Genomic DNA, 15736 nt, shown 5'->3' on the forward strand with positions numbered 1-15736 from the left:
ATGGGTCGCGATACCTGAACTGACGGCAAAGAAAAACCGGCCTCGCACGTTCGTACAAAGCCGGTTCCTCTCCGATTCACTTCCGGCGCTTACAGCAAAATGCCTTCATGCGCGTTTTTTGTGACACTATTATTGACGCTGACGATCAACTCACCGGTTTTTTTGTCGCGGCTGACGGAAATCCGGTGCGTGGCGCCGTTCAGCCGGACCTCGGCCGAATAGCCGTCCCAGGCTTCCGGCAGCACCGGCTGGATCGCCAGCCTCTCGCCCCGCTGGCGAATGCCGAGGATCCCCTCGACGCCGGCGCGGTAGAGCCAGCCCGCCGAACCGGTATACCAGGTCCAGCCGCCGCGGCCGGCAAGCGCGCCCTCGCCGTAGATATCGGCCGCCACGACATAGGGCTCGACGCGGTAGTGTTCCGCATCGTCGCGATTGCGCGCATGCGAGATCGGGTTCAGCATCTGGAATGCCCGCCAGGCTTCCTCGGGCCGTCCCTGGGCGGCAAAGGCCAGCACGACCCAAGTGGCAGCGTGGGTATATTGGCCGCCATTCTCGCGCACGCCCGGCGGGTAGGACTTGATATAGCCAGGATCCTGCTTGGTCTTTTCGAGCGGCGGCGTGAACAGCCGGACGATGCGCTTTTCCGGATCGACCAGTTCCGCCATCACCGCATCCATGGCGCGCCTGGACCGCTCCGGGTCGCCCTCGCCCGAAAGCGTGCTCCATGATTGCCCGATCGAGTCGATCCGGCACTCGTTGCTTTCCGCCGAGCCGAGCGGCGTCCCGTCGTCATAATAACCGCGGCGATAGTAGTCGCCGTCCCAGCCGGCCTCGTCGAGCCCCCGCTTAAGGATATCGAGGTGCGATTCCCAGAGGGCCGCCCGCGGCTCGTCCTGACGCTCGCGCGCATAGGGCAGGAAGGCGCGCAAGGCGCCTGCCAGGAACCAGCCGAGCCAGACGCTCGTGCCTTCGCCCGCCTCGCCGACGCGGTTCATGCCGTCGTTCCAGTCGCCGCCGAGAATCAGCGGCAGGCCGTTGGCACCGGTGCGCTTGATGGCGAGATCGAGCGCTCGCGCGCAATGCTCGTAGATGTCGGCAACCTCGTCGGAGATCTCCGGCGTGTAGAAGCTGTCGTGCTGTCCCTCCTCGAGCGCCGGTCCGGTGATAAAGGCCAGCTTCTGATCGAGAAGGTCCTTCGTCCCCGTGACGGTGCAATAATGGGCGACCGCATAGGCGAGCCAGACAACGTCATCGGAAATCATCGTCCGAACCCCCGCCCCCGAACCCGGCAGCCACCAATGCTGCACGTCGCCTTCGACGAACTGCCGGGAGGCGGCGTTCAGCACCTGCGCCCGCGCCAGTTCCGGCCGGTGCGTCAGGAAGGCGAGCGTATCCTGCAACTGATCGCGGAAGCCAAAGGCACCGCTCGCCTGATAGAAGGCCGAGCGCGCCATGATCCGGCACCCGAGGCTCTGGTAGGGAAGCCAATGATTGACCATGTGGTTGAAGGCCCGGTCGGGGGTCTCCACCTTCACGACACCGGTGAACTCGCTCCAGAAGGTCTTTGACGCCTCCAGCACCTTGTCGAAGGCACCGGCCCGCAATTCCCCGAGAATGTCCTCTACCTTGTCGCTGCTGTCGGCATCGCCGAGGAAGAAGGTGACCTGCCGCTCGGAGCCGGGCTCGATGCTGAGATCCGTCGCCAGCGCCGCGCAGGGATCGCCATCCACTTCGGTCGATCCGGAAAGTGCGCTGCCCGAGAGGACCGCCTCAGGGGCGAGGATCGCGCCGCTCCCGCCGAGGAACTCCCGGCGGCTCGCCGTATAGCTCGCCGTCTCGCCATCCATCGCGAAGAATGCCGTGCGGCCGGCATAGTCGATGCTGTAGGGATTGGTCGCAAGCAGCGCCTTGGCGCCTTCCTGCCATTCGCTGAGCACGAAGGGCGCGGTGCGGCTGCGGTTGTTGCCGAGAACCCACTCGGCATAGCCGTAGACGCGCAGCTTGCGGGCGGACGAACCGCGGTTGCGGATCGACAGCCGGACGAGCCTTGCCGGCAGCGACCGGTGCACCGTGTGGGTTGCCTCGATCTCGAGGTCGTCCTGCCTGCTTCGGAACAGCGAATAGCCGAGGCCATGGCGCGCTTCGAACAGCGCCGACTTGCGCCGCGAAAGGGCGGCGTAGGGCGTCAATACCGAACCGCTCGCCATATCGCGGATGAAGATCGCTTCGCCCGGGCGGTTGACGACGGCGTCGTTGGTCCAGGGGGTCAGCTGGTAGTCGCGCGAATTGCGGCTCCAGGAGAAGCCGGCTCCCTCGGCCGACACGTGGAAGCCGAAACCCTCGTTGGAAATGACGTTGATCCACGGGTGAGGCGTCGCCTCGCCGCCGCGCAGCCGCACGACATACTCGCGACCATCCTCCGCAAAGCCGCCGAAGCCGTTCCAGAATTCGAGGTCGTCACCGGAGACGACCGCAGCGGGGCGGCCGGACCTGTCCTCGATAACCGGCAGCAGCATCCGCGCGCTCTCCTCCGCCTTTTCCGCAGGCTTTGCGTAAAGGGCGGCGGCGCGGGCGATCTGGTCGGTGATCGTGCCGTTGCGGGCGTGGAAGACGGCGCGCGACGCCGAGATCAGCGTCGACCAGGTCTCCGGCTCCATCAGGTCGCGCCGCACCGCGAAAATGTGCTGGCGCGGGCCGTCCGAGAGGCCACGCAGCCTGAGATTTTCGCACATCGAATCCAGCGTGTGCTGCAGGTCCTGCGCATAGGACGAGGCGCGCTCGTTGATGACAACCAGATCGGCGGTGATGCCGCGGGCTCTCAGATACTCCTGCGCGCGCAGCGCCTCGCGGGCGATGCCGAGATCGCCGTCGTCGTTGATCCTCAGGCAGAAGATCGGGAAATCGCCGGAGATCGCCAGCGGCCACAGCGCCGCCTGGGTGGCGAGGCCGGCCTTGACGCTCGCCGCATCGGCGCGAAGGTGCATGTCCGGATAGACCAGGTAGCGGCCGAGCATCTGGAAGCTCGCCGCCTCCTTGGAACTGATCCCGACATGGCGCATCTGCACCTGGCTGCGGGTCCAGGCATGGATGAGCTCATGATTGAACGTTTCCGGGTGGCGGTAGCGGTCGATCGCCCGATCGACGCCCTCACGATCCGGGGCAGCGATCGTCCAGAAGATGACGCTGACCTTCTTGCCTGCCGGAACCCTGACGACGCGCCGGAGCGCCATGATCGGATCGAGCGTGTAGCCGTCCGTGCCCGACAGGCTCGCCCCCGGGTCGAAGGCGGCGGCCTCCGAAAGCGTCCGGCCCTGGCCGAGGAAGCGGCGGCGGTCGGTTTCCGCCTGGGTATGGCGATCGCTGCCGGCATTGTCGGTGACGAGATGCGCGACTTCGATATCCGGATCGCCGGGACCGCGCTTGTTGCGCGACACGCGGATGACATCGCCCTGCCGGCTGATTTCCGTACGGATGAACATCTTCGAGAAGGCCGGATGCGAGCTGTCGGCGTCGTCAAAGGACAACACCGGCTCGGCATAGGAGGTGACCTCGATGAACCGGTCTTCCGTGCCCGTATTGAGCAGGATCACCCGGCGGCCTTCCGCGTCGTGTTCGGTGGCGACGATGCATTCCACTTCGCTCGTCAGATCGCCGACGGTCTTGACGAACTCGGCCTTGTCGTCGCCGAAGCGGGTCAGCGTCTTCTCGCCTTCGACGCGGCGCGGCTCGGCGGTCGCCGACCACCACTCGCCGTTCACGGTGTCGCGCAGGAAGATGAACGTCCCCGTCCTGTCTTCCACCGGATCCGGCTTCCAACGGGTGACCGACTGGCCGTTCCAGCGCCCATAGCCGGCCCCGGTCGCCGTCAGCATGATCGAGTAATGGCCGTTCGACAGGAAGACCGTCTCGCGGTCCTGCGACAGCGGGTCCTCGATGACCCGGACTTCCGGGCGCAGCAGGTCGGCCTGGCCCTTGCCGAGCGATTCCGGCTCGCGCTTGGCGGCCATCAGCGGAATGTCGCGCGGCGCCTTCTCCTGCAGCAGCAGCTCCGCCGCCTCGATCACCGGATCGGCATGGAACCATTCGCGCAGCTGCCCGGTGAAGACAACGTTTGCCACGGCCGCGATCGACATGCCGTGGTGGTGGGCATAGTAGTTGCGAACCACGGCGCATTTCTGCCCTTCGGGCACGCGGGTCGGCGTGAAATCCACGGCATCATGGTAGCCATAGGCCCCGACGGCGCCGACGTCCCTGAGCCGCGCCAGATTGGCGAGCGCCGACTTCGGATCGTACATGCAGGCAAGGATCGACGCATAGGGGGCGATCACCGCATTCTGGCCGAGGCCGCGTTTGAGGCCCAGCGTCGGCACGCCGAAATTCGTGTACTGGTAGGTAAGCTCGTGGTCGCGGGCGTTGAAGGCGGCCTCGGAGATGCCCCAGGGGGTACCGAGGCGGCGTCCGTGGTTGATCTGCTCCTGCACCACCAGATTGTTCGTCTGGTTCAGGATGCCGCCCTGCCGCTCCTGCATGACGAGCGGCGGCATCAGATATTCGAACATCGAGCCGGACCAGGAGACGAGCGCACCGCGCGCGCCGATCGGCACGATCGGCCGCCCGAGCTTGTACCAATGCTCCGTCGGCAGGTCCCCCTTGGCGATCGCAAAGAGACTCGTCAGCCGCGCTTCCGAGGCCAGGAGGTCGTAGCAGGCCTCGTCGAGTTCGTTGGCGTTGACCCTGTAACCGATCGACAGCAGCCGCCGCTCCGGCCGGAACAGGAAGCTGAAATCCATCGAGAAGGCGATGTCGCGGGCCCGGTCCTTCAGCACCAGCAGGCGCTGGCGCAGCGCGTCGATCGCGCCGAGATCGAAGACGCCGTCGGCGATATGCGCCTCGCAGGTCGCCACCAGCGAGCTTGCCCATTTCGCCACCTCGCCGCTTTGGGCGGTGCGCACTTCATGGTCGAGATTGACGGTAAGCTTGTGCATGTCGCGGGCGAGCACCGCCAGGTTGATGACCCGGATCGAGGCGAATTCGTGCTCCCGCTTGACCGCGGCGAGCGCGTTCTGGAACCCGGCGATGCGCTCTTCGATCAGCCGCCTGAGCGGTCGCACCGTCTTGCGGTCGTCCGGCAGCTCGTTCAACACCTCGGCGAGAATCGCCGCGACATCGCCGATGCCGTCGAGGCTGCCCTGGACATGGGCGGAAGGCGCCTCGGCCCATTCCCGGCACATGGACGAGACCGAGATCAGGTGGCCGGCGAGATTGCCGCTGTCGACCGACGAAATATAGCGCGGCTCCATCGTTTCGAGGCCCCGCGTGCGGTACCAGTTGAACAGATGACCACGATATTTCGGCATGCGGTCGATCGTCGCGATCGTCTGCTCGAGCCGGGTGATCGTCTCCTCGAAGCCGATCCAGCCGAAGGAGCGCGCCGACATCACCGACAGGAGATAGACGCCGATATTCGTGGGCGAGGTGCGTTCCGCCAGCACCGGCTGCGGGGTTTCCTGGAAATTGTCCGGAGGCAGGAAGTTCTGCTCGGCGGTGACGAAGCTCTCGAAGTAGCGCCAGGTCCGCCGGGCGATCTTGCGCATCTCGTCGATCGCCTCGTCGGAGACGACCAGCTGGTCTTCGGTTTCGGCCGACTGGCTGACGAACCATGCGACCGCCGGCGACGCCGCCCACAGAAGAGCGAAGGGAATGCCGATGAAGGGCAGCCCGGTATCGGAGATCGCCGCGAGCGCCAGCGAGACGATGGAAAGAGCCGGCGCCGCCCACATGGCGCGGAAATAATCGCCGATCGAGCCGTGGCCGGCGCTCTGCACCTGTGCGGCCGTGCGCCATTCGAGCATCAGCTTGCGGCTGACGAAGGTGCGGTAGAGCGACCGGACGATCGCGTCCGCCATCATCGCCGCGTTGTGGGCGATGAAGACGATCCGCAAGGCGACCTGCGCATTGGCGGCGCGGATGTCGGAAAGCACCGTATGGATATGGGCTCTCGCGACGATATCGTTGCGCCGCGGCATGATTCCGGAGATCAGCGACAGCGTCGGCGCGACGAAAAGGCTGAAGATCAGCACGATCTGCCAGATCAGCGCATCCGTCGGCTGCATGTAGTACCAGCCCATGACCGAGGCGGCGAGCCAGGCGACGGGGATCAGCGAGCGGCGCAGGTTGTCGTACATCTTCCAGCGGCCAAGCATGGAGAGCCCGTTCGTCAGGCTGAAGATGTAAGGCAGGAGCTGCCAATCGCCGCGCGCCCAGCGGTGCTGGCGCGACATCTCGACCTCGTAGCGGGTCGGAAAATCCTCGACGAGTTCGATATCGGTCACCAATGCGCAACGCGCATAGGAACCCTCGAGCAGGTCGTGGCTGAGCACCGCATTTTCTTCGATGCGGCCCTTGAGCGCGGCCTCGAAGGCATCGACGTGGTAGAGGCCCTTGCCGGTGAAGCTGCCTTCACCGGTGATGTCCTGATAGACGTCGGAGACCGTGAAGATATAGGGATCGATGCCGCGGTTGATCGAGAAGATGCGCTGGAAGGCGGAGGCCTCGTTGCCGGTCGTCAGCGACGGCGTGACGCGCGGCTGCAGCAGGCTGTAGCCGGCGACGACGTTCTGCGTGCGGGGGTTCACGACCGGCCGGTTGATCGGGTGATAGAGCTTGCCGACCAGCTTCGTCACCGCGTCGCGCATCAGCCGCGTGTCGGAATCGAGCGTCATGACATATTGCACGCCCTCCGGCACCATATTGGCGCCCTGCAGGAACGAGGTGTCGCGATCGCCGCGCAGCAGGAGGTTCAACTCGTGCAGCTTGCCGCGCTTGCGTTCCCAGCCCATCCAGACGCCTTCGGCCTCGTTGAAAAGCCGGCGGCGATGCAGGAGGAAGAAGCGGGTCCTGCCGTCATAGGCGTAACGGGCCGTGAGCGCCGCCACCTCGCGCTTGGCGTATTCGAGCACGTCCGAATCGGCAGGCGTTTCCTCGAACTTGCTGTCGGCCCAGTCGCTCACCAGCGCGAAAGAGATCTCGCCGCGCGGATTGGCGAGATAGTGAACCTCTAGATTGCGCACCAGTTCGTCGACATGGTCGCGCTTGGCGATCAGGCAGGGCACCACGACGAGCGTGCGGGCGTCCTCCGGGATGCCGTCGAGAAATTCGTAGCCGACGAGCCGCGACGGTTTGACGAACAGCGTGACGAGCGTGTTGAACAGGCCCATCGCGCCCTCGGACGCCGGCAGCGCGAAAAGCAGCAGCATGATCAGCTTGGCGCCGCTCGGAATGTCCATCGGGTTGACGAAAACGAAGACGGCGATCATCGCCAGGATGGTCAGCAGGATGTTCGGCCCGGCGATCGCAAACCAGTCCAGCTTGCGCACCAGGCGGACCATCCGCTGCAGCACCGACGGCGAATAGCCGATCCTTCTCTCGAGGTTTTTCCGCTGTTTGCCGACCAGGAAGGCGCCGACATTCGGTTCCTGCAGCGGCGCCTCGACCGCGGCGGCGGCCCTTGCCTCGCCGACCATCTCGATCGCCGTTTCGGTGACCTCGTGCTCGCTGTAGCCGGAGCGGCGGGCGAGTTTTTCGATCGTGTCGCGATACTTGTTGCGCGAGCCGAAGTCGAGTGCCGCATAGTCGGAGCCGTCGCGCAGCGTCGCATCGATCTTGCTGACGCTCTCGAACCAGACGGCCCAGTCCGTGTCGTCGATCTCGCGCAGGCTGCGAATGATGTTGCTCATCGTCGCATTGCCCGACGACAGGCGGTTCTGCTCCGCGACCAGTGCCTCCTCGACGTCGGTGCCGCGCTGCTCCAGCCGTTCCTCGATCCAGGCGATGACCGCTCCGGAGGTCTGCGACCCGTCGCGCATGCGGTAGAGAAGCTGGGCAATGAATGTGTTGTCGGCGGCGAGCGCCTCGGAGTCCGCCAGCAGCGCCCGGCATCGTTCCGGGTCGCTCACGCGGATGATCTGGTCGGCGACCTCGTTCGCCTTGCGCCGCATGCCGCGCGAGCGTTCGACGCGGATCGCGATGCGTCTGAGGTTTTCGATGAGCGCGAAGCGCAGGATCGACGGCAAGGCCCACAACTCGCCGATCCTGAAAGTCTCATGCTCCTGGAAGCCCTGCACCATCGCGGTGATGGTCTCGCGCGAGACGGTGCTGTGCGTATGGGCCACATAGAGCCAGGCAAGCGCCATGCTGCGCGGGATCGTCGTTCCGGAAACCGACAGCGTCGGCAATTGGCGATAGAACCTGCGCGGGAAGTCGCGCCGGACCTCCTGGATCGCTTCCTCGACGACGTGGTGGTTGTCGAGCAGCCACTCGGCGGCCGGGGTGATCGAGGCGCCGGCTTCGACATCGGCCGCCGTCGCCCGGTAGACGCGAAAGATTTCCTTCTCGTTTTCCCGATGCCTGGGGCGGAACTCGAAGGGAAAGAATCCCGGAAGGGAGGAAACCCCGTTTAACGCAAGCTCGGCACCGCAGGCCCTGAGATCGTCGATCGAATAATAGGTCGAGCGGATCGAGTCGTTGTAGTCGATCTGCTTCGCTTCCGGTTCGCGCGGTGTATTGGACGACGTCGTATGTTGGAGCATGGGTATGGATTCTGGTTCCAACCGGGGTTGATCGGCCCGGTTCTCGTTGATCTGCCGAAGTGGCTGCGGCCCTGAAGATCCAGGCGTCGCCGGCGCGTTTCTAGACACGGTCATGTGTCCCCCCATCCGCGGTCGTCATCCTGGAGCAGGAAACCCGCGGAAGCAGGCGCCGGCCGGGACTTGGGGCTTAGAGATCGCAAAGCCGACGGCGCGTTGGATGTCACGGCCGCGTGCTGCATGAAAGTGGCATTTTTTAGCCGTAGTGCCAGCGGCTTGCAAGGATTGCGAGCAGCGCCCGGGACGATTTGCGCGGGACTGCCGTGGCGGCAATGCGGCGCGGCGGCACCCTGCCGCTGGCTCGATGAATGCTTCTCTCAAGTCCGGCCCCTTCCTGGTATGCGGCAGCGTGGCGATCCCCAAGAGGATCGCCCGGAAAGCCGCCCTCCACCCTCCCCGGCAGCGTCGGTTTCAGTCGACCTGCTCGCTGATCCATTCGCGGAAGGCGCGGCTGATCGGATTTTCCAGTTTGCCTTCCGGTACGACGAGATAATAACTGTTTTCCGTCTGCATCGGTCGGTCGAGTACGATCCGCAGCGTGCCTGCGGTGAGTTCCTGTTCGATCAGATAGCGGGGCAAAAGGGCAAAACCGAGACCTGCGGTCGCCGCTTCGATCACCATCGAGAATTGGTCGAACCGGTTGCCCCGATAGGCGCCGTGATTGTCGACGCCGTTCGCGTCGAACCATTGCGCCCAGAGCTTCGGTCTTGTCGCAAGGTGAAGCAGCGGTCCCCCGCCGATGTCCTCGGGCCCCTCGACCGAATTTGCCGCAAGAAGCCCCGGACTTGCGACCGGCACGATGACCTCGCTGCACAGATAGCTGCAGGTGGCGCGCGCCCAGACCGGTTGGCCGTAGTGGATCGCCAGGTCGAAGTTCTGCTCGTCGAAATCGAACGGCGCGGAGCGCGACGCGAGGTTGAGAACCGTGCCGGGAAAACGCCTCAGGAAATCGGGCAGGCGCGGCACCAGCCAACGGCTGCCGAAGGTCGGCAGCGAGGCGACGGACAGGCTTGAATCGGCCCGTGCCGAGGCCATGGCGCGCACCATCAGTTCCTCCGTCTGGTGCAGCAGACGGCGGACCTCCGGCAGGAATTTCTGGCCCGCATCCGAGAGGATCACCCGTTGCCGGACCCGTTCGAAGAGCAGCACGCCCAATTGCGTTTCGAGGTCCTTAATCTGCCGGCTGACAGCGCTTTGGGTAAGATTGAGCTCGGCGGCGGCCTGGGTGAAGCTGCCGTGGCGCGCCGCGCATTCGAAGGCCTGCAGCGTCGTCACGTCGGGAACCAGTCGGCGGCTCAACTTCATTCCGGCCTCGCATCAACATAGTCAGAAGCAACGCGATCCAAGCCCGTCACCTTCGCATATGATCAGAATTAAGAATGATCTTGTCCGTCACCCATAGCGCGAGGCGAGCCCCAGTGAAAGAGAATAGTTTCGTATCGACCGACCATATCCGCTCGGCCTTTTCCGCCGCGATGTCGCTCATGTACCGTGACGAGGTTCCAGCGTACGGCACGTTGATGGAACTGGTGGCGAAGGTCAATGCCGACACCCTGGCGGCGGACGCGACCCTCAAGGAACGCCTCGATGCGACCGACACGCTCGAGCGTATCTCCGAGGAGCGACATGGCGCGATCCGGCTCGGCACTCCGGCAGAGCTTTCGATGATGCGCCGCGTCTTCGCGGTCATGGGCATGTATCCGGTCGGTTACTATGACCTTTCGACCGCCGGCGTGCCGGTGCATTCCACTGCCTTCCGCCCGGTCAGCGAGGCGTCGCTGAAGCGCAATCCCTTCCGCGTCTTCACGTCACTGCTCAGGCTCGATCTGATCGCCGACGAGACGCTGCGGGCCGAGTCGGAAGCAATTCTGAAAGAGCGCCGGATATTCACTCCGGAGGCGATCGAGCTCACCGAGATAGCCGAGCGCGACGGCGGCCTCGGCAAGGCCGATGCCGAGCGCTTCGTGGCGCAGGTGCTGGAAACCTTCCGCTGGCACGACACGGCCAATGTGAGCGCCGACATGTACAAGCGCCTGCATGACGCGCACCGGCTGATCGCCGACGTCGTCTCCTTCAAGGGACCGCACATCAACCATCTGACGCCGCGCACCCTCGACATCGATGAGATCCAGGCGCTGATGCCCGAATACGGCATTGCCCCGAAGGCCGTCGTCGAAGGCCCGCCGACCCGCAAATGCCCGATCCTGCTTCGGCAGACCTCCTTCAAGGCGCTCGAGGAGCCGGTTTCCTTCCGCGACGCCGAGGACGGCTGGAAGGCCGGCTCGCATACGGCCCGCTTCGGCGAGATCGAGCAGCGTGGCATCGCCCTGACGCCAAAGGGCCGCGGCCTTTATGACCGGCTGCTCGGCGACTCACGCAAGATCGTCCGCCCCGCCGCCGACGGCTCCAATGCCCGGGACTATGAAACGGCACTTACCGGAGCCTTCAAGGGCTTCCCGGACAGCTGGGCGGAAATTCGCGAGGCAGGACTCGGCTATTTCAGCTATTCTCTGACGGAAAAGGGCCGGCAGACGAAGCTCCCCGGTCGCCGCGATCCCGAAACGCTGATCGCCGACGGCCTGGTTCAGTTCGATCCGATTGTCTACGAGGACTTCCTTCCGGTCAGCGCCGCCGGTATCTTCCAGTCGAACCTCGGCGACGGCGCACAGCAGGAATTCGTCGCGAGCCCCAACCAGAAGCGCTTCGAAACGGATCTCGGCGCCGCCGTGCTCGATGAATTCGCGCACTATGCCGGCATTGAAAAGGCATCGGTCGAGAGCTGCCTCAAGGCCTTGACCGCCGCCGTGGCAGCGGAATGATACGCCGACAATGATGGACGAACAGCATATCGACGCGCTGGCGAAGCTCCTTGGCGACAAGGGCGTCGTCACGCGTCCCGAGGACAAGGAAGCCTATGAGACGGGGGCCCGCTACGACCGCGGCCGCGCCGCCGCCGTACTGCGACCGACAACGACGGCGGAGGTTTCCGCCGCTGTCTCCTATTGCGTGCGCAACGGCATCGCCCTGATCCCGCAAGCCGGCAATACCGGCCTCGTTTCTGGCTCGACGCCGGACGTCTCCGGCAGTGAAGCGGTGCTCAGTCTCGACCGGCTGACGCGGCAATTCGAGCTCGATCTCGACAACCGTTCGGTCCGTGTCGATGCGGGCTTCCGCCTGTCCGACCTCAATCGGACGCTCGAGGAGCACGACCTGTTCTTCCCGATCGACCTCGGCGCCGACCCACGCATCGGCGGCATGGTCGCCACCAATACCGGCGGCTCGCGCTTCCTGAAATATGGAGACGTGCGCCGCAACACGCTGGGGCTGAAGGTCGTGCTCGCCGACGAGGCGGGCACCGTGCTCGACCTCGATTGCGACCTCAGGAAAAACAACACCGGTGTCGACTGGAAGCAGATTTTCATCGGCACCTCCGGCGCCTTCGGCATCGTCACCGAATGCGTGCTCAATCTCGAGCGACTTCCGAAGCAGGTGGCGACCGCATTCCTGGTGCCGGCCGGCGGCGCGCAGGTGCTGCCGCTGCTGAACGCCATGGAAGAGCGGCTCGGCGCCTATCTTTCCGCCTTCGAGGGCATGTCGAAGAACGCCATCGCCGCCGCCTTCACGCATGTCCCGTCGCTCAAGAACCCCTTCCAGGGCGGCCACATTCCCGACTATGTGATCCTCGCGGAAATCTCCCGCAGCTCAGCACCGCGCGCGGAAGAACAGCCGCTCGATGCGGTGCTCGAAACGGCGCTGGCGGAAATCTGGGAGTTGGAGGAAGCGCCGCTCGCCGACGCCTTTGTCGGTCCGCCGCACGAGACCTGGGCCTTGCGGCACGCCCTTTCCGAGGGCGTCAAGCATCTCGGCAAGCTGATCGCCTTCGATGTTTCCTTCCGCCGGGGTGACATCATGGCCTTCTGCGACCATATGAAGGCGGAAATGCCGGAGAAGTTTCCCGGCGTCACGGTCTGCGACTTCGGTCATATCGGCGACGGCGGCGTCCACTTCAACCTGGTGGTGGCGAAGGATAGCCCGCTATTGACCGATCCGAGCTTCGAGCAGCGCCTGCGCGAATGGGTCTTCACTGTCGCGGTCGAGCAATATCGCGGCAGCTTCAGTGCCGAGCACGCGATCGGCCGCCGCAACCAGGCCTATTACGATTTCTATACACCGGAAAAACTCAAAGAGATGGCCGCTGGCCTGAAGACGGTCACCTCGCCGGGCAAGCTCGGCAGCGTGCGATTCGGCTAGGCCATCCAAGCAAGACGGGAGTCAGATGAGATGAACATTGCAGCCAAGAAAGTCGACGTCGCCAAGGAGGCAGCCGCCCTCCTCGACAAGATGGGTGTCGCCAGGGAACTCTATACGGGCGGCGACATGCCGTCCTTCAGCCCGGTCACCGGCGAGCAGATCGCCAGCCTGAAGACCGTGTCGGTTGCCGAGGCGGCCAGGAAGATCGAGAAGGCCAATGAGGCTTTCCGCGCCTGGCGGCTGGTGCCCGCACCGAAGCGTGGCGAACTCGTCCGCCTGCTCGGCGAGGAGCTGCGCGCCTTCAAGGCCGATCTCGGCCGCCTGGTCTCGCTCGAAGCCGGCAAGATCCCGTCCGAAGGCCTCGGCGAAGTGCAGGAGATGATCGACATCTGCGATTTCGCCGTCGGCCTGTCCCGCCAGCTCTACGGCCTGACGATCGCGACCGAGCGTCCCGGCCACCGCATGATGGAAACCTGGCACCCGCTCGGCGTCATCGGCATCATCTCGGCCTTCAACTTCCCGGTCGCCGTCTGGTCGTGGAACGCCGCACTGGCGCTCGTTTGCGGCAACGCCGTCGTCTGGAAGCCGTCGGAAAAGACGCCGCTCACCGCCCTTGCATCGCAGGCTATCTTCGAGCGCGCCCTGGCCCGCTTCGGCGACGCGCCGGAAGGCCTGTCCGAGGTGCTGATCGGCGACCGCTCGATCGGCGAAGTGCTCGTCGACCATCCGAAGGTGCCGCTTGTCTCGGCGACCGGCTCGACCCGCATGGGCCGCGAGGTGGGGCCGCGCCTTGCCAAGCGCTTCGCCCGCGCGATCCTCGAGCTCGGCGGCAACAATGCCGGCATCGTCTGCCCCTCGGCCGATCTCGACATGGCGCTCCGCGCCATCGCCTTCGGTGCCATGGGCACGGCCGGCCAGCGCTGCACGACGCTGCGCCGCCTCTTCGTCCATGAAAGCGTCTACGACCAGCTCGTGCCGCGGCTGAAGAAGGCGTATCAGTCGGTCTCCGTCGGCAATCCGCTGGAATCGGCTGCGCTCGTCGGCCCGCTGGTCGACAAGGCTGCCTTCGACAACATGCAGAAGGCGATCGCCGAGGCCAAGGCGGAGGGCGGCGCGGTCACCGGCGGCGAACGCGTCGAACTCGGCTACGACAACGGCTACTACGTCAAGCCGGCGCTCGTCGAAATGCCGAAGCAGGCCGGCCCGGTTCTCGAAGAGACCTTCGCGCCGATTCTCTATGTCATCAAGTACAGCGACTTCGACGCCGTGCTTGCCGACCACAATGCCGTCGCGGCCGGGCTTTCCTCGTCGATCTTCACCCGCGACATGCAGGAATCCGAGCGTTTCCTCGCGGTCGACGGCTCGGATTGCGGCATCGCCAACGTCAATATCGGCACGTCCGGCGCGGAAATCGGCGGTGCGTTCGGTGGCGAGAAGGAAACCGGCGGCGGCCGCGAATCCGGCTCCGACGCCTGGAAGGCCTATATGCGCCGCGCCACCAACACGATCAACTATTCGAAGGCTCTGCCGCTGGCGCAGGGCGTCTCGTTCGATATCGAATAGGATCGACCATGACCATCAATACAACGGTCAGGGAGGCGGGCTTTCTGCCCGCCTCGCGGATTGCCTCTATCGGCGTTTCGGAAATCCTCAAGATCGGCGCGCGTGCCAGCGCCATGAAGCGCGACGGCAAGCCGGTGATCATCCTCGGCGCCGGCGAGCCGGACTTCGATACCCCGGACCATATCAAGCAAGCAGCCTGGGAGGCGATCCAGCGCGGCGAGACGAAATATACGGCGCTCGACGGCTCGCCGGACCTGAAGAAAGCGATCCGCGAAAAGTTCCAGCGCGAGAACGATCTCGCCTATGAACTCGACGAAATCACCGTCGGCACCGGCGCCAAACAGATCCTCTTCAACGCCATGATGGCGACGATCAATCCCGGCGACGAGGTGATTATCCCGACGCCCTACTGGACCTCCTATTCGGACATCGTCCAGATCTGCGAAGGCAGGCCTGTCCTGATCGCCTGCGATGCATCGTCCGGCTTCCGCCTGACGGCGGAAAAGCTCGAAGCGGCAATCACGCCGAAGACCCGCTGGGTGCTGTTGAATTCGCCCTCGAACCCGTCGGGCGCCGCCTACAGCGCGGCCGACTACCGGCCGCTGCTCGACGTGCTGCTCAGGCACCCGCATGTCTGGCTGCTCGTCGACGACATGTACGAGCACATCGTTTATGACGATTTCCGCTTCGTCACCCCCGCCCAGCTCGAGCCCCGTCTCAAGGCGCGGACGCTGACCGTCAACGGCGTCTCCAAGGCCTATGCGATGACCGGCTGGCGGATCGGCTATGCCGGCGGCCCGCGACCCCTGATCAAGGCGATGGCCGTCGTCCAGAGCCAGGCGACCTCCTGCCCGTCATCCGTGAGCCAGGCAGCCTCGGTCGCCGCACTCAACGGCCCGCAGGATTTCCTGAAGGAGCGCACCGCGAGCTTCAAGCGTCGCCGCGACTTGGTGGTGAACGGCCTGAACGCCATCGACGGCCTCGATTGCCGCGTTCCGGAAGGTGCCTTCTACACCTTCTCCGGCTGCGCCGGCATGCTCGGCAAGGTGACGCCCGACGGCAAGCGGATCGAGACGGATACGGACTTCTGCGCCTACCTCCTCGACGACGCCCATGTCGCCGTCGTCCCGGGCTCGGCCTTCGGCCTTTCGCCCTATTTCCGGATTTCCTATGCGACGTCGGAGACGGAGCTAAAGGAAGCGCTGCAGCGCATCGCTTCGGCCTGCACGCGGCTTTCCTGAGTCAGTTGAAAGAGGCGCGGATAAGACCCCTCCCCA

At 65.0% G+C, this 15736-nt stretch carries 6 protein-coding genes; 4 read left to right on the forward strand and 2 right to left on the reverse strand.

Translation table 11 applies throughout. The annotated features are described in order from the left end of the window. Window positions 1-89: 89 nt before the first annotated feature. Window positions 90-8702 carry a cyclic beta-(1,2)-glucan synthase gene (gene ndvB, locus NGR_RS27580; RefSeq protein ID WP_012709769.1) on the reverse strand — a complete coding sequence of 2871 codons (8613 nt, stop codon included), beginning with the start codon at window positions 8700-8702 and terminating at the stop codon, window positions 90-92. A 354-nt stretch (window positions 8703-9056) separates the two neighbouring features. After that, window positions 9057-9950, reverse strand: a complete 894-nt coding sequence (locus NGR_RS27585) for a LysR family transcriptional regulator (RefSeq protein WP_012709770.1) — start codon at window positions 9948-9950, stop codon at window positions 9057-9059. 113 nt (window positions 9951-10063) lie between these two features. Between NGR_RS27585 and hglS the strand changes: the two genes are divergently transcribed. Genes hglS through NGR_RS27605 form a run of 4 tightly spaced genes read left to right on the forward strand, consistent with a single transcriptional unit; the run spans window position 10064 to window position 15700 of the window. Then, window positions 10064-11464, forward strand: coding sequence for a 2-oxoadipate dioxygenase/decarboxylase HglS (gene hglS, locus NGR_RS27590; protein WP_012709771.1), 1401 nt, complete (start codon window positions 10064-10066; stop codon window positions 11462-11464). 10 nt (window positions 11465-11474) lie between these two features. Continuing rightward, window positions 11475-12896: an FAD-binding oxidoreductase gene (locus NGR_RS27595; protein ID WP_012709772.1), complete on the forward strand. Its 1422-nt coding sequence runs from the start codon at window positions 11475-11477 to the stop codon at window positions 12894-12896. Window positions 12897-12926: 30 nt separating this feature from the next. Next, window positions 12927-14459: an L-piperidine-6-carboxylate dehydrogenase gene (amaB, locus tag NGR_RS27600; protein ID WP_012709773.1), complete on the forward strand. Its 1533-nt coding sequence runs from the start codon at window positions 12927-12929 to the stop codon at window positions 14457-14459. An 8-nt stretch (window positions 14460-14467) separates the two neighbouring features. Beyond that, window positions 14468-15700, forward strand: a complete 1233-nt coding sequence (locus NGR_RS27605; protein ID WP_012709774.1) for a pyridoxal phosphate-dependent aminotransferase — start codon at window positions 14468-14470, stop codon at window positions 15698-15700. The last annotated feature ends 36 nt before the right edge of the window (window positions 15701-15736 follow it).

Origin of the sequence: Sinorhizobium fredii NGR234 (assembly GCF_000018545.1) — a bacterium.
In the GTDB taxonomy this organism is placed as follows: domain Bacteria; phylum Pseudomonadota; class Alphaproteobacteria; order Rhizobiales; family Rhizobiaceae; genus Sinorhizobium; species Sinorhizobium fredii_A.